The sequence below is a fragment of the Bacillus sp. N6 genome, assembly GCF_052805735.1.
The window spans coordinates 2,884,008-2,909,694 of record NZ_CM127843.1; the positions used below are offsets into that span (position 1 = coordinate 2,884,008).

At 35.7% G+C, this 25,687-nt stretch carries 24 protein-coding genes, 1 pseudogene and 1 other annotated feature (1 of these 26 running past the window's edge); of the genes and pseudogenes, 10 read left to right on the forward strand and 15 right to left on the reverse strand.

The window, feature by feature from the left end; all coding sequences use genetic code 11:
* Nucleotides 1–5 precede the first annotated feature (5 nt).
* The 4 genes from ACUXVC_RS14875 to ACUXVC_RS14890 all read right to left on the reverse strand — a co-directional run bounded on the left by ACUXVC_RS14875 (nucleotide 6) and on the right by ACUXVC_RS14890 (nucleotide 3,670).
* The gene (locus ACUXVC_RS14875; RefSeq protein WP_142947118.1) at nucleotides 6–680 is read right to left on the reverse strand and encodes a hypothetical protein; all 675 of its coding nucleotides are present in this window, start codon (nucleotides 678–680) and stop codon (nucleotides 6–8) included.
* Nucleotides 681–732: 52 nt separating this feature from the next.
* Nucleotides 733–1,155: an SMI1/KNR4 family protein gene (locus ACUXVC_RS14880; RefSeq protein WP_144465294.1), complete on the reverse strand. Its 423-nt coding sequence runs from the start codon at nucleotides 1,153–1,155 to the stop codon at nucleotides 733–735.
* 313 nt (nucleotides 1,156–1,468) lie between these two features.
* Complete coding sequence (entB, locus tag ACUXVC_RS14885) at nucleotides 1,469–2,965, reverse strand: cell wall-binding protein EntB (RefSeq protein WP_446025731.1); 1,497 nt, start codon at nucleotides 2,963–2,965, stop codon at nucleotides 1,469–1,471.
* Nucleotides 2,966–3,178: 213 nt separating this feature from the next.
* On the reverse strand, nucleotides 3,179–3,670 hold the full coding sequence (locus ACUXVC_RS14890) for a nitroreductase (protein WP_141558571.1): 492 nt from the start codon (nucleotides 3,668–3,670) through the stop codon (nucleotides 3,179–3,181).
* Between the two features lie 84 nt (nucleotides 3,671–3,754).
* Between ACUXVC_RS14890 and ACUXVC_RS14895 the strand changes: the two are divergent.
* The 4 genes and pseudogenes from ACUXVC_RS14895 to ACUXVC_RS14910 all read left to right on the forward strand — a co-directional run.
* Nucleotides 3,755–3,919: pseudogene (locus tag ACUXVC_RS14895) on the forward strand (GNAT family N-acetyltransferase); the annotation flags it as partial.
* Nucleotides 3,920–4,074: 155 nt separating this feature from the next.
* On the forward strand, nucleotides 4,075–5,412 hold the full coding sequence (locus ACUXVC_RS14900; RefSeq protein ID WP_446025732.1) for an FAD-binding oxidoreductase: 1,338 nt from the start codon (nucleotides 4,075–4,077) through the stop codon (nucleotides 5,410–5,412).
* Nucleotides 5,413–5,783: 371 nt separating this feature from the next.
* Nucleotides 5,784–6,230 carry a hypothetical protein gene (locus tag ACUXVC_RS14905; RefSeq protein WP_144465297.1) on the forward strand — a complete coding sequence of 149 codons (447 nt, stop codon included), beginning with the start codon at nucleotides 5,784–5,786 and terminating at the stop codon, nucleotides 6,228–6,230.
* Nucleotides 6,231–6,351: 121 nt separating this feature from the next.
* Nucleotides 6,352–6,702, forward strand: a complete 351-nt coding sequence (locus tag ACUXVC_RS14910; RefSeq protein ID WP_144465298.1) for a short-chain dehydrogenase — start codon at nucleotides 6,352–6,354, stop codon at nucleotides 6,700–6,702.
* Nucleotides 6,703–6,836: 134 nt separating this feature from the next.
* Here the strand turns inward: ACUXVC_RS14910 and ACUXVC_RS14915 are convergent, their stop codons facing one another.
* Nucleotides 6,837–7,883, reverse strand: coding sequence for a DUF2332 domain-containing protein (locus ACUXVC_RS14915; protein WP_144465299.1), 1,047 nt, complete (start codon nucleotides 7,881–7,883; stop codon nucleotides 6,837–6,839).
* A gap of 380 nt (nucleotides 7,884–8,263) precedes the next feature.
* Here ACUXVC_RS14915 and ACUXVC_RS14920 point away from each other — a divergent pair, with 380 nt between their 5' ends.
* The gene (locus ACUXVC_RS14920) at nucleotides 8,264–9,766 is read left to right on the forward strand and encodes a malate:quinone oxidoreductase (RefSeq protein WP_000069161.1); all 1,503 of its coding nucleotides are present in this window, start codon (nucleotides 8,264–8,266) and stop codon (nucleotides 9,764–9,766) included.
* 48 nt (nucleotides 9,767–9,814) lie between these two features.
* On the opposite strand, the gene lsrB is transcribed toward ACUXVC_RS14920, so the two are convergent.
* From lsrB to ACUXVC_RS14940, 4 genes are read right to left on the reverse strand one after another with little or no spacing between them, the layout of a single operon-like run.
* Nucleotides 9,815–10,858 (reverse strand): autoinducer 2 ABC transporter substrate-binding protein LsrB, encoded by a 1,044-nt coding sequence (lsrB, locus tag ACUXVC_RS14925; RefSeq protein ID WP_000823652.1) that lies wholly within the window; start codon nucleotides 10,856–10,858, stop codon nucleotides 9,815–9,817.
* Nucleotides 10,855–11,844 (reverse strand): ABC transporter permease, encoded by a 990-nt coding sequence (locus ACUXVC_RS14930; protein WP_144465300.1) that lies wholly within the window; start codon nucleotides 11,842–11,844, stop codon nucleotides 10,855–10,857. The genes lsrB and ACUXVC_RS14930 overlap by 4 nt, the downstream gene beginning before the upstream one ends.
* The gene (locus ACUXVC_RS14935) at nucleotides 11,841–12,794 is read right to left on the reverse strand and encodes an ABC transporter permease subunit (protein WP_000682140.1); all 954 of its coding nucleotides are present in this window, start codon (nucleotides 12,792–12,794) and stop codon (nucleotides 11,841–11,843) included. Before ACUXVC_RS14935 ends, ACUXVC_RS14930 begins: the two co-directional genes overlap by 4 nt.
* Nucleotides 12,791–14,275: a sugar ABC transporter ATP-binding protein gene (locus ACUXVC_RS14940; RefSeq protein ID WP_141544810.1), complete on the reverse strand. Its 1,485-nt coding sequence runs from the start codon at nucleotides 14,273–14,275 to the stop codon at nucleotides 12,791–12,793. The genes ACUXVC_RS14935 and ACUXVC_RS14940 overlap by 4 nt, the downstream gene beginning before the upstream one ends.
* A 179-nt stretch (nucleotides 14,276–14,454) precedes the next feature.
* Between ACUXVC_RS14940 and ACUXVC_RS14945 the strand changes: the two genes are divergently transcribed.
* The 4 genes from ACUXVC_RS14945 to lsrF are packed head-to-tail and all read left to right on the forward strand — an operon-like array spanning nucleotide 14,455 to nucleotide 18,144.
* Entirely contained in the window at nucleotides 14,455–15,405 is a 951-nt protein-coding gene (locus ACUXVC_RS14945; RefSeq protein ID WP_003270894.1) for a sugar-binding transcriptional regulator, read from the forward strand.
* Nucleotides 15,405–16,967 carry an autoinducer-2 kinase gene (lsrK, locus tag ACUXVC_RS14950; RefSeq protein WP_000105700.1) on the forward strand — a complete coding sequence of 521 codons (1,563 nt, stop codon included), beginning with the start codon at nucleotides 15,405–15,407 and terminating at the stop codon, nucleotides 16,965–16,967. Before ACUXVC_RS14945 ends, lsrK begins: the two co-directional genes overlap by 1 nt.
* 25 nt (nucleotides 16,968–16,992) lie before the next feature.
* Complete coding sequence (locus ACUXVC_RS14955) at nucleotides 16,993–17,355, forward strand: cupin domain-containing protein (protein ID WP_000909986.1); 363 nt, start codon at nucleotides 16,993–16,995, stop codon at nucleotides 17,353–17,355.
* A gap of 6 nt (nucleotides 17,356–17,361) precedes the next feature.
* Nucleotides 17,362–18,144 (forward strand): 3-hydroxy-5-phosphonooxypentane-2,4-dione thiolase, encoded by a 783-nt coding sequence (gene lsrF / locus ACUXVC_RS14960; protein WP_144465301.1) that lies wholly within the window; start codon nucleotides 17,362–17,364, stop codon nucleotides 18,142–18,144.
* Nucleotides 18,145–18,253: 109 nt separating this feature from the next.
* Here the strand turns inward: lsrF and ACUXVC_RS14965 are convergent, their stop codons facing one another.
* The 4 genes from ACUXVC_RS14965 to ACUXVC_RS14980 form a co-directional block, all read right to left on the reverse strand.
* Nucleotides 18,254–18,673 carry a VOC family protein gene (locus ACUXVC_RS14965; protein WP_000773084.1) on the reverse strand — a complete coding sequence of 140 codons (420 nt, stop codon included), beginning with the start codon at nucleotides 18,671–18,673 and terminating at the stop codon, nucleotides 18,254–18,256.
* Between the two features lie 235 nt (nucleotides 18,674–18,908).
* Nucleotides 18,909–19,235 (reverse strand): heme-degrading monooxygenase HmoA, encoded by a 327-nt coding sequence (gene hmoA, locus ACUXVC_RS14970; protein WP_000469496.1) that lies wholly within the window; start codon nucleotides 19,233–19,235, stop codon nucleotides 18,909–18,911.
* 96 nt (nucleotides 19,236–19,331) lie between these two features.
* The gene (locus tag ACUXVC_RS14975; protein WP_144465302.1) at nucleotides 19,332–20,546 is read right to left on the reverse strand and encodes an MFS transporter; all 1,215 of its coding nucleotides are present in this window, start codon (nucleotides 20,544–20,546) and stop codon (nucleotides 19,332–19,334) included.
* A 57-nt stretch (nucleotides 20,547–20,603) separates the two neighbouring features.
* Nucleotides 20,604–21,647, reverse strand: coding sequence for an ArsR/SmtB family transcription factor (locus ACUXVC_RS14980; RefSeq protein ID WP_095690654.1), 1,044 nt, complete (start codon nucleotides 21,645–21,647; stop codon nucleotides 20,604–20,606).
* A gap of 165 nt (nucleotides 21,648–21,812) precedes the next feature.
* Here ACUXVC_RS14980 and ACUXVC_RS14985 point away from each other — a divergent pair, with 165 nt between their 5' ends.
* On the forward strand, nucleotides 21,813–23,006 hold the full coding sequence (locus tag ACUXVC_RS14985) for a NupC/NupG family nucleoside CNT transporter (RefSeq protein ID WP_000545482.1): 1,194 nt from the start codon (nucleotides 21,813–21,815) through the stop codon (nucleotides 23,004–23,006).
* 49 nt (nucleotides 23,007–23,055) lie between these two features.
* On the opposite strand, the gene ACUXVC_RS14990 is transcribed toward ACUXVC_RS14985, so the two are convergent.
* On the reverse strand, nucleotides 23,056–24,303 hold the full coding sequence (locus ACUXVC_RS14990; protein WP_001006624.1) for a glutamate-5-semialdehyde dehydrogenase: 1,248 nt from the start codon (nucleotides 24,301–24,303) through the stop codon (nucleotides 23,056–23,058).
* Nucleotides 24,304–24,319: 16 nt separating this feature from the next.
* The gene (gene proB, locus ACUXVC_RS14995; protein ID WP_000744736.1) at nucleotides 24,320–25,423 is read right to left on the reverse strand and encodes a glutamate 5-kinase; all 1,104 of its coding nucleotides are present in this window, start codon (nucleotides 25,421–25,423) and stop codon (nucleotides 24,320–24,322) included.
* 138 nt (nucleotides 25,424–25,561) lie between these two features.
* Nucleotides 25,562–25,687: a binding site (T-box leader), on the reverse strand; it runs 85 nt beyond the window's last position.

Consider the following 25,687-nt stretch of genomic DNA (forward strand, 5'->3'; position numbering starts at 1 on the left):
TCTTGTTATGTACTTTGTGTTTCCGTTTTTATAATTGAACAATCTTTACATAAATAAAAATAGATATTCATTTCCCCAAACTGGAAATCAACTACTGAAATAAGTTCACGTTCCTCGATATCTTGTGTAATTGTAGCAGCATACTTCATCTCTTTAGAACAAGTTGGACACGCCAAATCCTCTGGAAGATCATCATATAATGGTGCCCCTAACAATCTACATACATATTCCGAACCGAACAAGTCGAAAGCTTCCCAGTACCTATCTTCATCTGTAGGTATATCTTCATTTTTCATATTTATAAGCTTTACCGTTGTTTTTGGTAATGAAACTGGTAACTTATCTTCCTCTTCCATTATCCATTCTTCTGTATTTTGCTGCTGTATGATTTGAACTGTTTTACCTCCATCACTTAACTGAAAATATTGCGGTTCCCACACCATCGCGCAGTTCAAGCATGAAACGAATGGTAAAATATTTAGTTCACTACTTTTAAGTTCAGCAAGTCTCTCATCTTTTAAATCAAAACAGAGAATTTGGTGCATCTTCTCACCGCATAACTTACATACTGGCAAATTGCAATCTTGACCGCCAAAGTAATGATTATATGAACCTCTTCCTTCAATTACTCTATACCCTTTCCGCTCATTACAATGTGCGCCATATAATTCTATTGTCATATTCTATCCTCGCCTTTTATAAGAATGATTCACAAAATGATAATAATTAAGACTAAAAAACATCGTCTTCCTGAATAGTTTCCATAATAAATTCTTTTAAACTCGGAGATATTTCTTCCATTTCGTCATCCGCGTGATACCAAATATATATTTTATCATCCATTTTTCCATTATTTATTTTAAAGCACAATTTATCCCCTGAACCATCGTCACCAATTATGATAAGATTTTCTGGTATAAACTCATCTCTCATGTCAATGTTTTTTCTAACAATATCATCCAAAGTTTTCGTTACATTTCTATTATCTTTAATCGGATATAGTATCCATTCCCCTATTTCAGCATTATTAACTAATTTAATAAGATCCCTATATTGATTTGGGAAAGCAGCACCTAGCTTTTCTTCCGTTTCTTTTATTTGCAACTCCAATACACCTTGTTTCTTTGTTTCAATATATTCTCTTACTTCTTTCATGAAATACACCTATCCTTTGAACTTAATTACACTATTATGAGTGAAAGTGTTTAGTAAACGATTTGATCCGATTTATATATTTCATTATACGTTAACCCTTCGTTTTCAACATACTATTCTTCTCTACTTCTCAATAACCTTCTGTTCTACTTCCTTACCTCATTCTTAATAGTTTTTCTAAACATGAGACAATTTTTATGTTTTATTACAGGTTTATTAATAAGTCATTTAAAAATCCTATTATACTTCCACTAAAAAAATAAAAGCCAGCCTCAATAAGGAGAACTGACTTCTATTTGGATCATTATAGTTACTATAAAATTTTTACTTTAACAGTTTTTCTTCCCCAATTCATAGCTTTACTTTTTGACCCCATTAATACATCAATACGATTACCTTTAATTGCGCTTCCAGTATCACCAGCGATAGCTTCTCCATAACCTTCTACCCATACTTTAGATCCTAATGGGATTACTTTCGGGTCAACTGCGATAATTCTCATATTCGGATTTGCCGTTAAATCATGCCCCATCGCAGTTAAAACGCGTCCACCATATGTACCATTTTCACTTGGATCAGCAGTATACGCTGTCGCTACTACCGTTAATTCACGTTTAGCAGACTGTATGTTGTTTTTTGATACTTCTTTCGCTCTCTCTTCTTCTTTAGCTTTTGCTTTTGCTATTTCTCTTGCTTTTTCTTCTTCTTTTGCTTTTGCTATTTCTCTTGCTCTCTCTTCTTCTTTAGCTTTTGCTTTTGCTATTTCTTTTGCTTTCTCTTCTTCTTTAGCTCTTGCTATTTCTCTTGCTTTCTCTTCTTCTTTAGCTTTTGCTATTTCTTGCGCTTTTTCTTCTTCTTTAGCTTTTACTTCTTCTTTAGGCTTTACCATTTCTTGCGCTTTCGGTTCTTCTTTAACTTTTACTTCTTCTTTGACTTTTGCCTCTTCTTTAGGCTTTACTATTTCTTGCGCTTTCGGTTCTTCTTTAACTTTTACTTCTTCTTTGACTTTTGCCTCTTCTTTAGGCTTTACTATTTCTTGCGCTTTCGGTTCTTCTTTAACTTTTACTTCTTCTTTGACTTTTGCCTCTTCTTTAGGCTTTACTATTTCTTGTGCTTTTACTTCTTCTTTAACTTTTACTTCTTCTTTAACTTTTACTTCTTCTTTGACTTTTGCCTCTTCTTTAGGCTTTACTATTTCTTGTGCTTTCGGTTCTTCTTTAACTTTTACTTCTTCTTTAGGCTTTACTATTTCTTGTGCTTTCGTTGTTTCTTTCGCTTTTGCTACTTTCTGCGTCTTTACTTCTTTCTTTTCTTTAACTGATTTTTGTACTTTCGCTACTTGCTTCGTTTTCTCTTCAGTTTTCTTTTCAGTTGGTGCTGTACTTGATAGGAAAGAAACGTTTGCATAAGCAATTTTTCCTTTATACTCAAATTCCAACCATCCGTCTTTTACTTGATGCGTTGATTCAATTACATCATCTTTTTTTAGTCTGCCAAGAATTTCTGAATCTGTGTTTGCTTCGGTACGTACATTTAACAAATTCGCCGTTACATGATACACATCTTTTGTAAACTCCGAACTTACAAACACTTCTTTACCGTTCAATTCAATTTTTGACCAGCCATCTTCGGTATTGATGACTTTTAACTCTTGCCCATTCTTTACTTTTTCGACCACTTTTGATTCTGTAGTCGGTTTTTCACGTACGTTAAGTACATCTGCTGTTACGATTGTTTCTGCGGTAGCAGTTGTGGTAAACGCCCCCAATCCAAAAATAGTTGCTGTTGCTGCGCCAATTACTTTTTTCATATTAGCCTCCATTATATTTTTTTGAATTTTATCAAATGTCTCTGTAAAATTGTATAATTTTACATAATATCAAAACATTTGCAACAGTATATTAATACGGCTTAATATACTGTTATTAAAACTCCTCACTTCAATACTAACAAATTCTTATTTCTAATTCTATATATTATAAATCTCATTATCTTTTATAAAAGCTTCATGCCCTTCTTCACACTAAATAGTTGTTGCAATTCCCGCCAAAAATAAACTTACAATTGCTAAAAATTGAGTAGCGACTATAGCCCCTCTTAAATGAAACTTATAATCTTTATATCCCTTCATTCCTTCCGTACTAGGAATCACAACAAACCTTGGAGTAATCCAGCAAAAAATTAGCCAATCAATTATAAGTAAATCTACTAAATTGAAAATCATTAAAATACCAAAAGTGTGTAAATAAGCATCCATATACAATAATTTTTCATGCTTATGTAATATATATGTAGAAACGAAAGGACAACCGAAAAGAATAGCATTATATACAATATTAAAGTAAATGGTTTGCTTTTTTTCATGAATCGATTTTGGAAAAACTACTTTTTGAATATCTTTCGGATAATCAGTTAATGAAAGTCGAGGATTATAATATAAGGACCCTAAAATCATTACGGATAGTACAGTAGACATGATGACACCAACGTACATCATTTGCTCAAATTGATTCATACGCTTCATTCACCCTTTCTGTAATTACTATGTTGATCATTCACTTAATTACACATTGCATGTACGTACATAATCAAAAATTAACAACTAGCTTTAATAGCGAAGCAAACAGATGTAAACGTACTAAAAGCAATGATTGATCCAAATAATATCCCTTCTCGCAAAATTTTACTAAGCGTAGGTTTTACATCAGAGAAAGTTTGTGAGATTGATGGATTACCTGGGGAGATTTTGAGCACATACATATAATTACAAAAAGGCAGTGCTACTTATGTAGCACTGCCTTTTTCTTTATTGGAATAATCCTCTTCCTTTATTCATTTACTTATAAAGTATTGTCAGTTCTTCTTTATGTTCTGTATTTCCACATTATAAATATTTCACGTCAAGGAGAGATGACTGAAATGAATAATCAAAAAATTGAACTTACTGGTCGTATCGTTACACCTAATGATCCTGATTATAATTCAGCGCGTGAAGAATTCAATACATTCTTCAACAAATTTCCGTTAATCATTGTTTTTGCTCAAAATACACAGGATGTAGTAAACGCCGTTCGCTGGTCAAGGCTACATAACGTTCCTATACGCATGCGCTCTGGACGTCATAATTATGAGGCATTATCCGTCAGTAATGCTGGTCTTGTAATTGATGTAAGTGAAATGAAACAATTAGAAATAGATCACAATAATGGAACTGTAACTATTGGGACTGGATGGAGAAATATTTCTTTAATTGAAACACTTGCTTCTGAAGGATTAGTTGTACCGAGTGGTGTTTGTCCTACTCCCGGGATTGCAGGTGTTACTTTAGGTGGCGGACATAGTATTCTCTCTCGTCCGTTTGGATTAACTCTCGATCATTTACTTGAATTAGAAATGGTAGACGCGAATGGTTGTATAATACGTGCTAACGCCAAGTGTAACTCCGATCTCTATTGGGCTTCGCGCGGTGCTGGTGGTGGTAACTTTGGAATATGTACTTCGTTTAAGTTTCGAACACATAAAATTAATACGGTAGGATTTGCAGAAATAAGCTGGGGGATATCAGATTTAAAACCCGTATTAACCTCTTGGCAAGAATATACGCTACCTTGCGCTAATAAACGCCTTACAACTACTCTTTTTATGTCTGCAGGATTAGAACCATCATTATTAATGCAAGGTGTATTTCTCGGTTCTGTTCAAGAATTGCAGACGCTACTACAGCCATTATTAGAAGCCGGTTCACCCATGCAAGTAACTATCGAAGAAATACCATGGGCAGAAGCAGCAACGAAAATAGCTGAGAAGCAACCTGCAACACCTTTACCATTTAAAAGTGTTGGTCCATATGTGTATGAACTATTACCAGAAGAAGGACTATCCATTATCGATCACTTTATTAATAATCCACCTCCCTTTTCCACTACCTCTGTATTTTTCCACGGATTAGGCGGTGCTGTTGCTGAGGTGCCAAATGAGGCGACTGCTTACTTTTACCGAAAAGCACTATCAAACATGTCAATATTCGCTACTTGGGAGCAACCAGAAGGTGCTGGTGGAAGTATTCGATGGGTTGAAGACTTCCGTTTGGCAATGCTTCCATTTACAAAAGGTGTCTATGTTAATACTCCTGACCTATCCATTAAAAATTGGCCAGATGCATACTTCAGTTGCAACTTTGACCGATTAATGGAAGTAAAAGCAAAATATGATCCGAAAAATGTCTTTAACTTTCCGCAAAGTATTCCGCTTTTTTAAACTATATATTCCACCTAATATATCAAAATATAAAACATCCATTTTTTAAATGGGTGTTTTATAAACTAAGTTTACATAATATAATTATTAGTTACTTTTTTTGCTAAATATCTATTCAACAATCCAAAGTAATACTTTCTCAAACTCTTTTTTGGGCAACATACTTTCTTTTATATAGCCATTCTTTTAATTGTACTTCATCCAAAGTTTCGTTCCCCTCTCGTAATCTTTCACACTATATTCGCTCGTTTTTCACAAAAGGTTCATTTTACATGAAAATTTATTTATTACAATAAAAATATAAGGTATATTTTTAAGAAAAGGAGGATTTCAAGAATGAATCAAGAGGATAAAATTTACGCTGAAAAGTGTTGAAAAATCTATTCATCGGATCACAAGTTGATGGATTACAATTTGGTATTTCTCCAGCCGCTATAAAGATTCATTTCACAAACTTTCACGACTTCGTTGATTATGATGGGCAATTATATATCAATATCGAATCACAATGGTGTTTATTTAATAAACCTCAAAAAAGATACCCATTAAATGAAGATGAATTTGAAGCTTATTCTGAGGAAGAAGAATATGAAAGAATATTTAAGATAAGAAGACAAAAAGTTACCGATATACGACTCGGCTTAGAAAGCCCTCATTTAATTATTACATTAGAGAGTGGACAAATTATTTTTGTAAATGGTTTTCATGATTATTATGAATGTTGGCAATCTGGTGTTCTATGTGAGCAATGGCTTGTAGTCGCTGCACCTGGGAATGAAATCGCCACTTGGGCTCCCGATGAGTTTATCGATAAATAAACTGTCTTCACGAAGAAGAACCGAAGATATTTTATGAACTACATAACTATTTCTATTACACTTAAACGAATGACCATTTTACTTTAATAGAACTCACTTTATTAAAGCTGAAAGGATGATAATGATGGCATGTGTCCATGATTTTGGAATAATTGACGATTTTACTTCTCAAAAAAATTACGAAGATTATACACCAGAGAAATATCATTGTATTTCTGTTGATGATGATATTATCAGTAGCTTAAATCGAAATTTATCAATTATGAAAACCTACTTTCATACAATCAAAAATCAAGAACACGGTTTAGCTCATTACGGTATTACAATTATCCCGCCTGAATCATTAGCAATTTTCTATGAAACAGTTACATCTTCAAAGTTCTTCAGAAAATATGATGAGCTGAATGAGTTAGCTTCAAAAATTGTGCAAGCCGCAGCAGAACAGAAGTACATGATCCATTATGGGGTTTAAATGTAATTCAAAAAAAGCTTAGGATTTCTCCGAAGCATTTTTTGTATGTTACTAATAAATTTATTTCCTTAACCATTTAGTCCATGATTGAGCCTATGGCCCCACCTTTTACAAGTGAGGGCGCCCCTATTAATCTAAATAGGCGTCTCATTTCCAATCTTCCAGCTAAACCATTTCCCATGCCCTTCTGTTTCTCCAACCGTTTCACGATATTCGTTTCCGTTAATATAATAATCAATATGAAGGTCACGATCCCACATGTTGTTATAAAGGTGGAATACATCACGTTTTGCGCCAATTTCTTGTATTTGTTTTTCTAACTTGTGTTTTACTTGTTCTGGTATTTGATTTGCGACGTGTGTATGGAAAATACAAATAACAGCTTCTTCACTTATTTGTTCAATAATAGATGATAATAGCTCTACACCGTCTCCTTCTATGAATTGGACAGATTCATTTTTCACTAAAGATGCAGCTTGATCAAACATCTCAAGCCTTTCTTTATGTTCTGGCCAAATTAAAGCGCGTAACCATAAATAATCTTCCTCATTATGTAAATCATTCACATGTAAGTCCAGTCCGATTCTTTCTACGACAGATGGGCTTTCTTTTAGAAAATGCGGTACATTCTCCCCTCTTATTTCAGAAGTTACATGCACATTTGAATTTATATTTCCGTACATTTCATCCGTCCCGTACGAATAACTATATTGGTCCCAGAACAGTTGCAACCCAGAACTTGTCCCAATTTCAATTAACGCTAACGGCTTCTTCACTTTGTTAAATATGTAGCAGAAAATTGGGTATAAGTATGCACACCGTCTTACTTCATTCGTTTGAACGAGCTTCGTTTGTAACAATGTAATGATTTCTTCTCGGTACTCTTTACAGAAATCTTTAAAATGATCAAAAGCTTTATTTAAATTTGTATCGGCATTTTCAACTAAACTACTATAATACGTTTTTAAATGATGTTCTTTCCCTGCTAACAATAAATAATGTACTGCACCTAATAGTAAGTTTGGGACTGGTTGACCTACCTGAGCACAGGACGATAGTGTAAGTACTTCCTCATCTTCAGCAATTTTCATTGATAAATATTCATATAAATCACTTGACCCTTTACATTCCTTTATTGAAAAGTTTCGAAATAAGTTTGAAATTTGTTCTTTTGTACACATTAGAGTCCCTCCTTTTTATTTTTCAGAATAATCTTACCATTGCAGAAAGAATAATCCCATAAAAAGGTACTCGATTTAGTCACTTAAGGATACGTAAGCTTTTTCGAGATAATTTCAAACTGTAATTTTTTTCTATTTATCACCTTAAAAGAGCTTGTTAAATAAGATTTTTAGCGAATAAAACGTTAAATAGTTTAAAATTATCAGATAACACTAGATATTTTAGTCTATTAATTATTATAATAGAGTATGAGATGGTTATATAATTGAGACAAAAAAGGTATACACCTAGGTGGGGCCTAGGCGGTGTTTCTCTTTTACGGCTTAGACATAGAAAACACCTACACTTTTTTGCCAATATAGGGGATGGAGAGATTATCATGAGCAACATGCAGCAAAAAACAGACGTTATCTTAATTGGTGCAGGAATTATGAGTGCAACGTTAGGCTCATTACTAAAAGAATTAGCACCAGAATGGGAAATTAAAGTTTTTGAAAAACTCGCAAGTGCCGGGGAAGAAAGCTCTAACGAATGGAATAATGCAGGTACAGGGCATTCTGCGCTATGCGAACTGAACTATACTTCCGAAAAATCTGACGGATCTATAGATATTAGTAAGGCTGTAAAAGTGAATGAGCAATTCCAGCTTTCAAGACAATTTTGGGCATATCTTGTAAAGAGCAAATTAATTCGTAATCCACAAGATTTTATTATGCCACTACCTCATATGAGTTTAGTACAAGGGGAAAAAAATGTTGAATTTCTAAAAAACCGTTTTGAAGCGCTTTCAAAAAATCCACTGTTTCAAGGAATGGAATTTTCTGATGCTCCTGAAACATTAAAAAAATGGCTTCCACTCATTATGGAAGGCCGCACATCTAATGAACCGATGGCGGCAACGAAGATTGACTCTGGAACAGATGTTAACTTCGGTGCATTAACACGTATGTTGTTTGATTACTTAAAAACAAAAAATGTCGAGCTAAACTACAAGCATAGTGTCGAAAATATTAAGCGCACGAAAAATGGTTTGTGGGAAGTAAAAGTACACGATATGAATAGTGGTAAAATTGAGCATCATACTGCTAAATTCGTCTTTATTGGCGGTGGTGGCGGTAGTCTACCTCTACTTCAAAAGACTGGTATCCCTGAATCAAAGCATATCGGAGGATTCCCGGTAAGTGGACTATTTATGGTATGTAAAAACCAAAAAGTTGTAGAGCAACATCATGCGAAAGTATACGGTAAAGCTAAAGTTGGCGCTCCGCCAATGTCTGTACCTCATCTAGATACGAGATATATAGACAATAAAAAAGCTTTACTGTTTGGACCATTCGCAGGCTTCTCACCTAAATTCTTAAAAACTGGCTCAAACCTTGACTTAATCGGTTCTGTAAAACCGAATAACGTCTTAACGATGTTAGCTGCTGGTGTAAAAGAAATGGGACTTACAAAATACTTAATTCAGCAAGTTATGTTATCGCACGAAAAACGTATGGAAGAATTACGCGAATTCATTCCGAACGCGAAAAGTGAAGATTGGGATATTGTAGTTGCTGGACAACGTGTACAAGTAATTAAAGATACTGATGCTGGCGGTAAAGGAACACTTCAATTTGGTACAGAAGTAGTAAGTGCAGCTGACGGCTCAATCGCCGCATTACTAGGTGCATCACCAGGTGCTTCTACTGCTGTTCACGTCATGCTTGAAGTATTAGAAAAATGTTTCCCAAGCCGCATGGTAGAATGGGAAGAAAAAATAAAAGAAATGATTCCTTCATATGGCATTTCACTAACTGAAAATCCAAGATTGTTCCAAGATCTTCACACTTCGACTGGTCGTACACTTGGATTAAACGAAAAAGAAACTGTTCATAATTAATGAAGAAATAAAAAAAACGTCCGATATATTCGGACGTTTTTTTGTCTACTAAAAATTATACTTATCAATATTATCTTTCGTAAATACAACTCGTTCTGGCAATACGATAATTCCGTTTCCTTCTGCCTCATAATCATATCCTTGAATGGAGTTTGGCTCTACTTTCACTTTTCCGATTCCTTTTACTTCAAAGCTATCCCCTACTTTTAACTTCTTTCCTTTTACAACAATCTCATTTGCTACATAAGTTGCCAACGCACCTTGCTGTTTGACATCCCATAATCCGAATTGTTGTACTGTTCCTCGTTTTACATAATCACGCATAACGTTCGGTGTAGAAAATCCAGTTACCACTACTTTTTTATCCATTTTTAAGTTTTCAGCTGCTTGCGCCATGGCTGGGAGTGCTGTTGCATCTGGACAAATAACTGCGTTAATATCTGGATACGTTTTTAATATGTTCTCCCCTACGGATAAAGATTTTTGTGCATTATTTTCACCGTACTGCGTCGTTACAATTTCCCAGTTCGGATATTTCTTTTTAATAATTTCTTTCGCTTTCGTTACCCATTGGTTTTGATCCGTTACTGTTGGACTAGAATAAAAGAACGCTACTTTCCCTTTATCTCCAATTTGCTTGGAAGTCATTTCAATTAATAAGTTAGCAAGTTGGTCTGGTGTCCCTTGACTTATATAAAAAGAACGGTCTTTGGGATTCACATCAGAATCCCACGTTAAGACAGTCATTCCTTTTTTCTTAGCACGTTGCAATGATTGCGATAAACCATCAACTGATGTAGAGGAAACCATAAGTGCATCATAATTTTGGTTAATAAAATTATTTATATACTTTACTTGCCCTGATACACTCGCTTCAGACGGCCCATCATATTTCACTTGTACGCCTAGCTTATCTCCCATCTCCTTTGCTCCTTCACCGCCCGATGTAAAGAAGCCAACTCCAGTTAATTTCGGGATAAATGCAAATTTCACATCATCCGCTTTTTTCTTATCTGCCGTTTGACTGGAACAAGCGATTAAACCTATTAAACAAATACATACAATCAATACAATCCCCAGTTTTCTCTTCATGACATTTCCCCCTTATGCCAACTCTGTCTTTTCCCCGCTAAAAATTGATGTAATTTGAAATGTCTCATAATAACTGAAAGAATAAGGATAATACCTATTACGACATTTGATTGTTCATTTGTTAAGCCTGTCATTTGTAGGCCATATTGCATAAGGCCTATAAAAATACTTGCAAGTACAGTACCGAAAATACTTCCTTTTCCACCTGTAATAAGTGTCCCGCCTAATACGACTGCTGTAATGATTGGTAATATTGTTTCACTTCCTATATCAGCACGTGCAGAACCGAAATATGCAGTTAAGAAAACTCCCCCTAATCCACCTCCTAACCCAGAAAGTATGTAAGCAATGATTACTACTTTCTTCGTCTTAATCCCGGTGTATTTTGCTGTATTTTCATTCGCACCTGTTAATTTTACGTAGCGTCCATATATCGTTCGGTGAAACAAAATTGTGTATACAATTGTTAATGAAATAAGTAACCATAATAAATTGGGTATTCCTATAAAACTACCATTTGCTAGTTGTACATAAGTATCAGGTAAACCGCTTATCCCTTCATATCCAGAAGCACCCGCCCCTCCTGAAATGACAAGCGCAATTCCTCCGTATAAAAACATCGTTCCGAGTGTAACGACTAGTGGTTCTACATCTGTCATTTTTATAATGAGTCCATTTAAAGCTCCTGCTAAACAACTAATTATTAGGGCGATTATGACAGCAAACAAAATAGGTATTCCGTTCATCCAAAGTACACCAATCAAGATCGAAGTGAGCCCCATTATTGATCCGACCGATACATCAATTCCTCCTGTTACAATAACGAAAGTCATTGGTATCGCCGCAATTGCGATAAATAGGAAATCATTTGTACTAAAAAGGAGATTACTAATATTTAAGAAATCACTATTTATAAAACTAAAAAGGATGAATTCTATAAGAAGTATTACAATTAGAACCCCTTCCCATCTATATAAATACTTCATAGATTCATCCTCCTTTTTGCCTTCCACTTTCTCATAACACTATCTAATATGATGATGAGTAATAATAAAAAGCCTGAAATGGCATTATTCCAAAATGCTGGTATTTTTAAAAAGACGAGTGAGCTGCTTATCACTTCTAGAAACAATGCTCCTAATGCGGCTCCAAATATAGAACCTGTTCCTCCTTTTAAATGAATTCCTCCTAGTACAGCGGCTGCGATTACTTGTAATTCTAATCCTGTACCTGTTTGATTTGGGACGAACCCGATATTCATAACAAATATGCAACCAGCGAGCGCAGCGCTTATGCCTGAAATCATAAACGCATATATCTTCACTTTATTAACAGGTATACCAATAAGCCTCGCGCCATCTTCATTATCACCTACCGCATAAAAGTATCTTCCCAATGGCACTTTTCTTAAAAAGAAGTATAGTAGTAGTAAAATAATAAAAACGAACCATACAGTTATAGGTAAACCAAGAATGATGATAGATGACAGCTGCTTAAAATCGTTTGGAATATCTTCAATCCACTTCCCGCCTGTGAAGATTAACATTGCACCTCTAACAATTCCTAGCATCCCTAATGTCATAATAATGGCTGGTACCCGAAACTTTGCAACGCCAATCCCGTTTATGAAACCGATAATAGCACCAAGCATTATCGCAGCAAGAATTGACATGAATGCATTATACCCGTTCGTTAACAACATCCCGCAAACTGCCGCGCTTAATCCCATAATTGAGCCAACTGATACGTCTATATTTTTCGTAAATAAAACGAACGATTGGCCAATTGCTAGAACGACTAAAATAACGCTTGATTTCATCAGTAAAGATAACGAGTTAAATTGAATAAAACTAGGGTTTATCATTCCTACAATAGCTATATAAATTAGTAGTAACAGTATGATAGACGTTTCATGCATTTTTAACATATGTTTCATTCCGCTACACCTCCGTATGCAAGGCGTGTAACTTCATTCACACTCAGTTGTTCTTTTTCCATATGAGAAACAAATCGCCCATTTCTCATTACATATACACGGTTTACTAATTGGACAATTTCTTCAACATCTGAAGAGATTAATAAAATTGCGAGTCCTTCCCTTTTCATTTTTTTTATCGTCTCATACACTTCAAGCCTTGCTTTCGCATCAATTCCGCGAGTCGGCTCATCAAGAATAATAATTTTAGGATTACATGCAAGATACTTCGCAAGCACGACCTTCTGCTGATTACCTCCTGATAAAGATGCCAGTTCTTTATTCATATTCTGTACAACAATTCGGAACTGTTCTATAAACGAATTAACTAAAGCGCTTTCTTTTTCTTGATTTATAAAAAAGCGATTATTTTGATATAAACTTGTTGCTGCTGCAATATTTTCTTTAACAGAAGCAATTGAGAAAATTCCATTTCTCGCCCTATCTTCCGGCACATAAACGAGCCCTTCACTTAGTCTTTTATGCAAAGAACATGTATCAATTGATTTTCCTTCTAATAAAATAGAACCTGATTTTATAGCTTTCAATCCGAATATCGCTTCCGCTAATTCCGTTCTGCCAGATCCTATAATGCCAGCAACACCAACAACCTCACCCGCATGTACAGTGAATGATATATTTTCGAATGCGTGACCATTTATATCAACCACTTCTAATATTTTTTTCGTCTTTGCTGTCTCTTGAACTACTTCTATTTTCTCTTTCTGTTTATATCCTTTTGGCAATAGTCCCTCCATCAGCATGTCATATGTATAGTCACATACATCACCTTGGCTTACAACCATTCCATCACGTAGTATTGCTACTTTGTTGGCAATTTCAAAGATTTCTGGAAAACGATGCGTAATATAAATCATCCCAATTCCTTTTTCTTGTAAACTTTTCATCAACACAAAAAGACTCTTAATTTCGTGTGTTGTTAATGTCGATGTTGGCTCATCTAGAATAAGAATCTCAGCTTCTCTTATTAATCCTCTAACGATTTCTACTAACTGTTGTTGCGCAATCGATAATGTTCCTCCTAGTTTATTAAGGGCAATATCCCATCCTAAGCTGCTAATCAATTGCTGAATCTGTACTTTTAGTTTCTTTTTCTTTTCTTTTAACCCGATACATATATTTTCTTCAATGGTCATATGCGGAAAAATGAGCGGTTCTTGTGGTATTAAATAAATCCCTTCTTGGTGTGCTTCTTTTGGATTTACAAACTGCTGTCTCTTTCCTTTCACATACATTTCTCCACTATCATACGAATATAACCCCGTTAATATTTTCATTAATGTCGATTTCCCGGCGCCATTGCCACCAACTAAAGCGTATATATCACCATGCTCTACTTGTAAGTTCACTTCCTTTAGCACAAGTTGATTCGAAAACGCCTTACTCATTTTCTTCACTTGTAATAAGGGCACATTCTCCACATGATGTCACCTGCCTCTATCCAGAACATTTTTTGAGAAAATGATTATTTGTTCTACTTGTTTTGTAGCATTGTATATTCCTTTTTTCATATCTAGAACACTTTTTTCAATGTGCTATTAATCGTTTCAACTGGAATAAACAAAATATATGCTACATATGTTTAAGCATTGGTCAATTGTTGAAAGGGATGAAGAGTATGTCACAGCTGAACTTTGAAGAAAATTTATTAACTAAAGTAGCCTGGTACTATTATAAAGATCAATTAACACAACAAGAGATTGCTTCACTTCTTCATATTTCAAGAAATAAAGTCGTCCGGTTATTAGATAAGGCACGCAGTGAAGGTATCGTTACATTTCACGTAAAAGGAACCGGTTTGCATTGCTTGAGCATTGAACGTGACTTAATGAAAAAGTTCCACTTGAAAGATGCCTTTATTATCCCTACTCCAATAGACAATTATGCTACTTCTCTCGGAAAAGCCGCTGCACAATATTTAGAGACTCATCTCCAACAAGGTGATTTACTCGGCATCGGCTGGGGTGAAACAATAAGTAAAATGCTAGAAAACATTCATTTGGAAAGTTCTATTAATCTTTCATTCGTAACGCTAACAGGCGGAGTAAACCACTATCTTCCAAGAAAACAAAACTATTTACACTACATGCAAGGTGATCTTCATATTATTCCTACTCCTTTTCTAGCATCTTCTACTGAAATGGCACAAAGTATTTTATCAGAACCAAGTGTGAAAGATATGCTTCATGTCGCTTCACTTGCACATACGGCAGTTGTCGGTATTGGCGGGTTATCTCAAGACGCTACGATTGTAAAAAAAGAAAAATTAACGCTACGTGAAATGACATATATTCGAAGTCAAAACGGGGCGGGCGATATTTTAGGACAGTTTTATAATACGAATGGTGATTTATTAGAGCTCTCGCATCATAATCGTCTAATTGGCACACCACTTACGATTCTTCGCAGCATGAAGCATGTCATTGGTGTGGCTGGAGGTACTCAAAAGATAGATGCCATTTATGGGGCTTTAAAAGGGAAATTTATTCATACATTAATTACTGATGAAGAAACTGCGCTCTCCTTATTAAGAAAGGAAGGTGATTCTTAATGTCTACTTTATTAGCTTTCGATGCTGGTACAGGAAGCATTCGAGCTGTTCTCTTTGATTTACATGGCAATCAAATTGCAGTAAGCCAAAAAGAATGGGTTCATAAAACTGATCCTCGTTACCCCGGTTCTATGAATTTTGATGAAAAAGAAAACTGGCAACTTGTACAACAGTGTACGAAAGAAGTTCTGCAAAAAAGTAATATACTTCCCTCTTCTATTCAAGCTATTAGCGCTACAAGTATGCGAGAAGGTTTTGTTTTATATGATAAAAATGGGCAAGAAATATGGGCATGTGCAAATGTTGATGGCCGTGCATCCGCTGAAGTTAGTGAGCTAAAAGAAATCCGCTCACATCTTGAAGAAGATTTATACAGAAAATCTGGGCAAACTTTTTCATTGGGTGCTTTACCACGTCTACTTTGGATTAAAAAACATGAACCAGACATCTACAACAATATTCAATCCTTTTCGATGTTAAATGATTGGATTTTGTATAAATTAAGCGGCGTACTGCAAATCGATCCTTCCAACGGTTGTACGTCCGGAATCTTTGATTTACAAAATAGAAATTGGGATAACGAAGTCGCTAAAGAATGTGGTATAACGTTGCCATTTTCACCAAAAGTAAATGAAGCTGGCACTGTAATTGGTAATGTTACAAAAGAGTGTGCAGCACTAACTGGTTTACTTGAAGGGATTCCTGTCGTCGCTGGTGGCGGTGATGCTCAAATGGCAGCACTCGGGACTGGAGTCGTAAAGCCAAATCAAACTTTAATATGCGGCGGCAGCTTTTGGCAACAGGAAGTGAATATTACAGAGTCAACAACGGATCCAAATGCTGCAATTCGAGTAAATTGTCACGTCGTTCCGAACCTTTGGCAATATGAAACGATTGCCTTTTTCCCTGGCCTCGTTATGCGTTGGTTTCGAGACGCTTTTTGCCAAGAAGAAAAAAAGTTCGCTGAAAAACTCGGTGTAGACGCTTATGAATTATTAGAAGAACAAGCGAAAGACGTACCTGTCGGTTCATATGGTATTATCCCTACTTTTTCAAACATTATGAACTACATTTCTTGGCGTCATGCCGCACCTTCATTCTTAAATTTAAGTTTAGACGCTGACAAATGCGGAAAAAAGGAAATGTTCCGTGCTATTGAAGAAAATGCGGCCTTCGTTACACTTGGAAACTTAAAACTAATTGAAAATCTTACTGGTACATTCCCTTCTGAAGTTGTTTTTGCTGGCGGTGCCGCTAAAGGGAAACTATGGCCACAAATTCTATCAGACGTACTCGGCATTCCTGTAAAAGTACCAGTTGTGAAAGAAGCGGCTGCTTTAGGAACTGCAATTGCTGCTGGAGTTGGCGCTGGCATATATTCATCTATGGAAGAGACTGCCGAACAATTTGTACAGTGGGAAAATACATTTGAACCAGTCACTGAAAATCACGAGCTATACAAAGAATTCTATGAAACATGGAAAACCGTGTATAGCAGTCAGCTCGCTTTAGCTGATAAAGGACTTACAACACATATGTGGATTGCACCTGGTGCACTGTAACACATTACATAAAGGAGTGAACTGTATGTTAAAAGCGAATGAAAATGACTTCTCCTATCGCTTCGGTGATAACGGGCCGAAATATTTAATACAAGGTCCAAATATTGATCTTGGCCTTGTTGTCATTCAGCCTGGGCAAGAATTTCAAAATCATTACCATACAACGTGTGAAGAAGTTTTTTATGCGTTAGAAGGTGAAATAGACTTCTATGTAAATAACGAAAGAGTTCCGATTAAACAAGGTGATGTCCTGCAAGTTCGCCCTCATGAATCTCACTATCTGATTAACCATTCTGACAAACCTTTTAAAGCTGTTTTTATAAAGTCACCACATTTACCAAATAAAGATACGGTACAAACGGAAAATCCAACATTAACGAAGGAGTGATTTTGAATGACTTGGGGATTTAAAAATCGATTAAATACAATTTTACCTGATGGTAGAGCGGTTATGTTAGCAATAGATCACGGCTACTTTTTAGGGCCAATTCACGGGCTAGAACAACCACTTGAAACAGTTAAAAACTTACTTCCTTATACAGACTCCCTCTTTTTAACACGCGGTGTACTTAGCTCCTGCATTCCTGAAAACTGCAGCACACCGATGGTTATGCGTGTATCCGGTGGCGCTACTGTCGTCGGTAAAGATTTAGCGAATGAAACAATTGTTACACCTGTGAAGGAAGCAGTGAAGCAAAACGCAATTGGCGTTGGCGTTTCTGTTTTTGTCGGATCAGACTATGAAACACAAACTGTTACAAATCTCGCAAATGTAGTTTCTGAAGCTCATGATTACGGCCTACCAGTACTCGGCATTACCGCAGTCGCAAAGGAATTACAAAAACGTGAAGCTCGCTTTCTAGCACTTGCTTCCCGCGTATGTGTTGAAATGGGTGCTGATATTATTAAAACGTATTACTGCGAAGAATTCGAAAAAATAACGAGCACATGCCCTGCCCCAGTCGTCATCGCGGGCGGCCCAAAACTAGATTCAATTGAAGACGCATTAAACATTACGTACAATGCATTGCAAGAAGGCGCTATCGGAGTAGACATGGGCCGAAACATATGGCAATCGGAGCACCCAGCTGCGATGATTCAAGCAATACATGGTATTGTGAAGAATAGATTGAATGTGAAAGAGGCGCTTGAACTTTATGATGATGTGAAGAATTAATGTAAAAAGACAGACTATTTATTAGTCTGTCTTTTTTACTTTACAGTGAAACTTTCTTAATTCGTCTTCTAATATGATACATACTTAAATTTTATACACCTTCAAATGATTACTCTTGGTGATTACTATTAAGCTTTGAAACTTTCTTACCTTCTCTATAATCAAGACAAGACACTTCAATTAATAAGCCATTAAATACTGTAAAATAAAAACCATAACTACTACCTCGCATCGAATAAGGTTCCTTATCTATTTCAATGCCGCCTGCTACTAAACGATTATACGCTTGATCAACTTCATTTGAAGTATCCACTAAAAAACCAATATGAAAAGCTTCCGGATACGTAACTTCCTTATTCCCTTTAAATGCTTTTGGATCACTTAGCACAAGTATAAATCCACTCTCATCACTCATAACTACAAGTGCTTTCCCTTTTTGTTCCAAAAATTGAAAATCAAAAAATGTTTCAAAGAAATGTCTCGCTTCTGATAAGTCATCAACACATAAATTTAAATGATTCAGCTTCATGTACTCATCTCCTTTTAAACAGAAGGTATATAGACTCATTTTCATAACACTTAAATATGTAAGGCAAGATATTCAAGCGTTCCATCTAAGACTATGCTTTATAAGTCTAATATTTTTTTCTATAGCCTAGAACGTTTTTTAAATGAATGAAAGATTTTCTATCATTCCCATCCCCCCAGTAATAAAAAAAGAGGATACATGTTTGCTTTTACAACATGTATCCTCTACTTATATATTACGACTGCTGATAAGCCGCTTTCGATGATTTTACATAATAAACTGCATGATCCACATTAATAATATGATCTGGTTTTGGTTTACCACGGCCTGCTCTATGTCCAGCTAAATGTTCTTCACTTGTTTCCCAGTTTTTCCATGCTTCTTCAGATTCCCAGCGAATCATTACGACAACTTCTTCGTCGCCGCGTCTTACTTTTTTCACAAGAACACTTAAATCGATGAAGCCTTCAAATTTTTCAATAATACCTTCTCCAGTGAAACGTTCTACAACTATATTTGATGTACCTTCTTTTACTGTAAATGTTTTCGTTTCGATAAACATATATCCCACTCCCTCTTTGTTATACGAATACTAGTATTCTTCTATTATAATTGATTATGATAATTATTTTCAATTGTAAAGTTTTAATTTTTTGAATTATGCTGATTTCTTTTCTATCGCCTCATCTAAAAATTTGAAATATGGAAGTAACATCCCTATTAAAGATGTAACACATATAATTGCACCGATGATTACATATAGCGCTCTTACTCCCCACATTTCACTCAATATTCCCCCTACTAACACACCTAATGGCATAGCGGATCGTATAAAAAATAAACGCACTGAAAATACTTGTCCTATCATATTATTTGGGACGGTTTGTTGGCATATTGTCGTGTTATGAACATTGAAAAATGCAATACAAATCCCTGCTATTACTTCAATTATTATTGCAATGATAATACTATGATTGAATCCTAATGAAATGTATGTGAGTCCCCCTATAAACAATCCTCCGAGCATAAGTATACGCCGGATTTTATATGTTACTTTTCCGACTAGTATAGATCCAACTACATAGCCAAGTGGGAATCCGGCCATAAAATAACCATATTCCGCATATCCCGCTGATAGCTCGTCTTTTATATAAGGAAGATTTGTGACCATCGTTACCCCAACTCCAAATTGCACGAAAGTAAGAAATATACCGAGCCAAACGATGATTGGTTTTGTGAAAAAATATGTAAAACCGTGAAGAAATTGTTCTAGCCACGTTTTCCGAATAGGTTGCGACGTTCTATTTTCTTTTATATAAAATAAGAAAGCACCACTAACAAATAGACAAATACATACGAAAGATAATGTAAGTTCTGTTCCAATCAAATGAATGACTACTCCGCCTAATACTGGCGCAAGAAACATCATAAGGCGAGTCATTCCATCAATGTACGCATTTGCATCTTGAAGTTGTTCTTTCCCTACAATGCTCGGTGTAATTGCTTGACTTGCAGGTGTATAAAGTGGTGTAATAAGTCCCACTACAATTTGAACAACATAAATGTGCCAAACTTCTATACTACCTGTAACTAGCATCACCAAAGGTAATAAAAATACAGACGCTCGTATCCATTGTGAAAATATCATAATCCACTTCCGGCTCCATTTATCAATAAATGGGCCACTTATTAATTGCAATATGAGTGATGGGATGAAATATAATAGCCACATACTACTTAAAGCCATTTCCGATCCTGTTAATTCATATACTAGAATTGAATTACATAACGTTCCGAAAGCCCCTCCTAATTCTGAGATTGCACTACCAATCCACATAAAAAAGAAAGAACGATTTTTCAATACACTCTTCACTATAGCTCACCAACTTTTCTCTTAAATTCCTCCCTTTATGTACATTCTTGTTGCATATTATCTATTCAAAAACGCTTCTAATTCTTTTGCTAACGACTGTACTGCTTTCTTCCTTAATACATATTTTCCGTCATGTATATCAACTAACTTCGCTGCACGTAACAATTTCAAATGATGGTGTACTGTCGATTTACCAAGCTGCAATCTTTCCGTTATTTCCTGTAAAGTACGTTCTTTTTCAAACAACATTTTTACAATTCGCAATCTCGCTTCATCCCCAAGAGCCTTATGTTTTTGAACTAAAAAATAATTCGGTTCATACGAATCTTCAGGATGAATGCTTTCATTCGCAACTGGATAATGAAATACTTTCGTATCTTCAATATCTGCTTCAATATTCCACGGTCTGTACGTCATTTGCGGAATAAGAAGTACGTGATGAACACTTGGCTCTGGCATATAGTTCACTCCGCCAGTTGCCCACTCGACAAACTCTTCCGGTTTCATCTTTTTATTCATTTCATTTTTTGCTTCATAATCTCGTTTTAATATAGAAAGTATTTCTTCTTCCTCATTCTTAATTATGCTCTCATACCAACCTTTCATTACAGTGATTATATGAGATTTCAGCACTTGTACATCTACATCACATATAAAGCTAATATAAGTAGAAAAAAACGGATGATCCTGCGTTAACTCCTTTAGTTCATGTATTGCAGTTACATCTCTACTTGCGGCTAAACGTCTTTTCTCTTCATACTTCTCCCCTAAAAACGGTAAACATATAAATTTCAAATCTTCTTCTGAAAGTAAATCAATTTTAAAATTAAACTGCGATAAATCTTGAAAATCCTCTTCATACAATAACTGAAGCAATGCTTTCCACGTATTATGTTCTTCTACAAACTGTAAGTGTTCTTCCATCTCATCTGTTAATGATTGTCTAATTCCTTTCCATTCACTTTCAGTCTTTTCAAGAGTATCAATTAACCTTTTATGAGTAATTGCTGCAATGCCAAGTGCACATTCGAAAAGTATCGAATATTTCACCTGAACGTTGTATGTTTCCCTCTTTTTACTCTTTATGTGATAGACCTCCATTTTTATCCCCTCCTTGTTTGCTATGTATTAAATTCTATTTTTATCGAATTTTACCTTCTATTCTTTTAGAATTTACAAAAATATAAATTAAACCACATTCATTCTAAATTAAGAAGAATAAGAGCTTTTTTATATACAAATAATAAAGCTCAAGGAGTGGTTGACATGCATTTCATATTAAATATGTTAGGGATTTTCGTTGTCATATTAATCGTTTTCTTATGTTCGCCTAATAAAAAACATATAAAATGGAGACCAATTGTAATCCTCATCATATTGGAGCTTTTTATTACGTGGTTTATGTTGGGCACAAAGCTAGGCAGTATTATCATTAATAAAATTGCGTCATTTTTCAGTTGGCTACTGGCATGTGCGAATGAAGGAATTCGATTTGCATTTCCTTCCGCTATGGACAGTCCACACATTGATTTCTTCTTTAGCGCGTTACTTCCTATCATTTTTGTTATCACGTTCTTTGATATTCTTTCTTATTTTGGAATCTTAACTTGGATTATTGATAAAGTAGGTGCAGTTATTTCAAAGATTTCTCGTTTACCAAAGTTAGAAAGTTTCTTTTCGATTCAAATGATGTTTTTAGGAAACACCGAAGCACTTGCGGTTGTTCGTGATCAATTATCTGTTTTAAAAGAAAATCGATTATTAACTTTTGGAATTATGAGTATGAGTAGCGTTAGCGGATCCATTCTTGGTGCTTATTTATCAATGGTTCCAGCAACATATATTTTCAGCGCAATCCCATTAAACTGTATTAACGCATTAATTTTAGCCAATGTATTAAATCCTGTGGAAGTTTCGAAAGAAGAAGACGTTGTTTACACACCTTCAAAACATGAAAAAAAGGATTTCTTTTCTACTATTTCAAACAGTATGTTAGTTGGGATGAATATGGTTATCGTTATTTTAGCTATGGTAATTGGTTATGTAGCTTTAACAGCATGTTTAAATGGGATTTTAGGATTTTTTGTAACGGGGTTAACAATTCAAAAAATCTTCTCCATTATCTTTAGTCCTTTTGCATTTTTACTCGGTTTATCAGGCAGTGATGCTATGTATGTAGCTGAATTAATGGGGATCAAAATAACGACGAATGAATTTGTTGCAATGATGGATTTAAAATCAAACTTAAAGTCGCTACAACCGCATACGGTTGCGGTTGCAACGACATTTCTAGCTTCTTTTGCTAACTTTAGTACAGTAGGTATGATTTACGGAACTTACAATTCATTATTTGGCGGAGAAAAATCATCAGTCATCGGTAAAAATGTTTGGAAGCTTCTTGTTAGCGGGATGGCTGTTTCTTTATTAAGTGCTATGCTCGTTGGGCTATTTGTATGGTAAATAATTTTTATAATAAAAGACACCCAAGCCAATTGAGTGTCTTTTATTATTATTTTCGAATTTGTCCATTTCCACGAATCACATATTTTGTAGAAGTTAATGCTGGAAGCCCCATTGGGCCTCTTACGTGTAACTTTTGTGTACTGATACCAATTTCCGCTCCGAATCCAAATTCGGATCCATCTGTAAAACGAGTCGATGCATTATGATAAAGTGCCGCGGCATCTACAGAAGTAAAAAACTTGCTGACGTTTTCCTCGTTTTCAGTAATAATTGCTTCAGAATGCATAGATCCATACGTATTTATATGATGAATCGCTTCTTCAACAGTGGAAACCACTTTCACTGCTAGTGTAAGAGATAAAAATTCTGTCCCCCAGTCTTCTTCTGAAGCAAGTACAATTGAAGAATCCATTGCAAATGCTTTTTGATCACCACGTAGCTCCACACCTCTACCCTTCAAAGAAGAAAACAACTCGCTACCATATTTCTCTGCCCACTTCTCATGAAGAACAATCGTTTCAATCGCATTACATACAGATGGACGCTGCGTTTTTGCATTTATAATAATATCCAATGCCATTTGTTTATCCGCTGTTTCATCAATGAAAATATGACAATTTCCCGCACCTGTTTCAAGTACTGGAACAGACGCTTCTCTCACAACAGTATCGATTAATTGTTTGCCACCTCTTGGAATAAGAACGTCTAGATAATCCTTCATTGTAAACAACTGCTTTGCGCTATCTCGCGTTGTATCTTCTATAAGCTGGACGCTTTCTTGAGGTAAGCTTGTTTGTTTGAGCGCCCTGTGAATAACGGCAACGATCGCTTTATTAGAATGAATAGCAGAAGAACTACCACGTAATATGACTGCGTTTCCTGTTTTCAAACAAATTGTAGCAGCATCCACTGTTACATTCGGTCTTGCCTCATAAATCATCCCAACAACACCAAGTGGTACGCGCATTTCCTGAATAGATAGTCCATTTGGCCTTTCCCATGCACTTACACATTCTCCTACAGGATCACGTAATTCAATTAGCTGCTTAATCCCTTCTGTCATATCAACAATACGCTGTTCATTCAGCATAAGGCGATCAATGAGAGAATCAGAAAACCCTTTTGCCTTACCTTCTTCTATATCCCGTTTGTTTTCCTCTAAAATATAAGCTGTTTCACTTATTAATTGATTTGCAATTGCAGCAAGTGCTTCGTTTTTTTGATTTGTAGATTTTAGTACAAGTTCCCTAACAACCTCTTTTGCTTTTATCCCCTTTGCCAACACTTCATTCATTTTTATTTCCTCCTTTTTAAAGTGAAACCCAATGATCCCTATGGATGACTTCATAACTATGTCTCTCGCCTCTTACTTGAATATCTTGGCTTTGCATACCTTTTACATCTCTTAGTTCCTCTGCACTATATGTGCATTGTCCTTTTCCTATTACGCGCCCTTGTTGCGTTACAACCTCTACAACTTCACCCACTTGGAAAAATCCTGATACATTCGTAACACCAGCTGGAAGTAAACTCTTACCATGCTGAATGATGGCAGTAGCTGCCCCAGCATCTACTTCAATTTGTCCGCTAACAAGCGAATGCAAGGCAATCCATTGCTTGTTCATCTTCATTTCTTTTTGAGGAGCATTACCGACATACGTTCCATCACCCTTACCCTTCAAAACATCTACAAACTTTTCCTGTCCACGTCCTGTTCCGATAAATACACTCACACCAAGAGAGAGTGCTGTCTTTGCAGCATCGATTTTTGATTTCATACCGCCAGTCCCAAGTTTTGAGCCAGCATCTCCTGCAAGAGAAGAAATTTCTTCCGTAACTTCAGGAAGAAAATAATATTTTTTTGCATCCGCATTTTTCTGAGGATTTTTGTCATATAACCCGTTCACATCTGTAAAGATCATAAGCATATCCGCCGAAACAAGCCCGCTTACTAAAGCTGACAGCATATCATTATCACCGAACGTCAGCTCCTCTAAAGAGATGGAATCATTTTCATTAATAATTGGAAGAGCGGAACGGTTTAATAATTCTCCTAACGTAGCGTAAGCATTACTATACTGTTCTTTTCTAGAAAAATCACTTCTCGTCAACAAAAGTTGCGCAGTAACGATGCCATATTTACGGAATTCCTCCGTGTACGCCTGCATTAACAAACTTTGTCCGACAGCTGCTGCAGCCTGTTTCCCTTTAATCGTTACAGGTCTGCTAGGATATCCTAGCGCTGAAAAACCTGCAGCGACAGCTCCAGATGTAATTAACACAACCTCGTGCCCATCTTCTTTCAACCGAGCCAATGCGGCAACGTGATCTGAAAGCTGTTCTGTAGAGATGCCTCCATGACTATCTGCCAAGGAACTACTTCCAATCTTTACAACAATTCGTTGTTTTTTCACTTTTTTATCCCCCAAGTCTAAAATCAAAGTTTTTATAATTTACACTTCATCCACTTTGCAACTATATCTATTCTCATCAATGCAGCACTGAAGTATTTAAGAGCAAAATAAAAATGACCGCTTCGCCCTTAATAAAATAAAAAGGACGAAACGGTCATTGTTCCGCGGTACCACCTTAATTGATATACATAGATATCCACTTGGTGCCTATAACGCAGGCGAACGCCTAAACTTTCATTTAAGACTCAGGGATAGGTTCGATAC

Excerpts from the sequence above, each read along its gene's own strand:
- ACUXVC_RS14990 (WP_001006624.1), bottom strand. The coding sequence starts at position 24,303 with ATGAATGAAGTGTTGGCAAAGGGGATAAAAGCAAAAGAGGTTGTTAGG.
- hmoA (WP_000469496.1), bottom strand. The coding sequence starts at position 19,235 with ATGTTTATCGAAACGAAAACATTTACAGTAAAAGAAGGTACATCAAAT.
- ACUXVC_RS14880 (WP_144465294.1), bottom strand. The coding sequence starts at position 1,155 with ATGAAAGAAGTAAGAGAATATATTGAAACAAAGAAACAAGGTGTATTG.
- entB (WP_446025731.1), bottom strand. The coding sequence starts at position 2,965 with ATGAAAAAAGTAATTGGCGCAGCAACAGCAACTATTTTTGGATTGGGG.
- ACUXVC_RS14985 (WP_000545482.1), top strand. The coding sequence starts at position 21,813 with ATGCATTTCATATTAAATATGTTAGGGATTTTCGTTGTCATATTAATC.
- ACUXVC_RS14935 (WP_000682140.1), bottom strand. The coding sequence starts at position 12,794 with ATGAAACATATGTTAAAAATGCATGAAACGTCTATCATACTGTTACTA.
- ACUXVC_RS14980 (WP_095690654.1), bottom strand. The coding sequence starts at position 21,647 with ATGGAGGTCTATCACATAAAGAGTAAAAAGAGGGAAACATACAACGTT.
- ACUXVC_RS14920 (WP_000069161.1), top strand. The coding sequence starts at position 8,264 with ATGAGCAACATGCAGCAAAAAACAGACGTTATCTTAATTGGTGCAGGA.
- ACUXVC_RS14915 (WP_144465299.1), bottom strand. The coding sequence starts at position 7,883 with ATGTGTACAAAAGAACAAATTTCAAACTTATTTCGAAACTTTTCAATA.
- ACUXVC_RS14955 (WP_000909986.1), top strand. The coding sequence starts at position 16,993 with ATGTTAAAAGCGAATGAAAATGACTTCTCCTATCGCTTCGGTGATAAC.
- lsrF (WP_144465301.1), top strand. The coding sequence starts at position 17,362 with ATGACTTGGGGATTTAAAAATCGATTAAATACAATTTTACCTGATGGT.
- ACUXVC_RS14930 (WP_144465300.1), bottom strand. The coding sequence starts at position 11,844 with ATGAAGTATTTATATAGATGGGAAGGGGTTCTAATTGTAATACTTCTT.
- ACUXVC_RS14965 (WP_000773084.1), bottom strand. The coding sequence starts at position 18,673 with ATGAAGCTGAATCATTTAAATTTATGTGTTGATGACTTATCAGAAGCG.
- lsrK (WP_000105700.1), top strand. The coding sequence starts at position 15,405 with ATGTCTACTTTATTAGCTTTCGATGCTGGTACAGGAAGCATTCGAGCT.
- ACUXVC_RS14890 (WP_141558571.1), bottom strand. The coding sequence starts at position 3,670 with ATGAATCAATTTGAGCAAATGATGTACGTTGGTGTCATCATGTCTACT.
- lsrB (WP_000823652.1), bottom strand. The coding sequence starts at position 10,858 with ATGAAGAGAAAACTGGGGATTGTATTGATTGTATGTATTTGTTTAATA.
- ACUXVC_RS14900 (WP_446025732.1), top strand. The coding sequence starts at position 4,075 with ATGAATAATCAAAAAATTGAACTTACTGGTCGTATCGTTACACCTAAT.
- ACUXVC_RS14875 (WP_142947118.1), bottom strand. The coding sequence starts at position 680 with ATGACAATAGAATTATATGGCGCACATTGTAATGAGCGGAAAGGGTAT.
- ACUXVC_RS14910 (WP_144465298.1), top strand. The coding sequence starts at position 6,352 with ATGATGGCATGTGTCCATGATTTTGGAATAATTGACGATTTTACTTCT.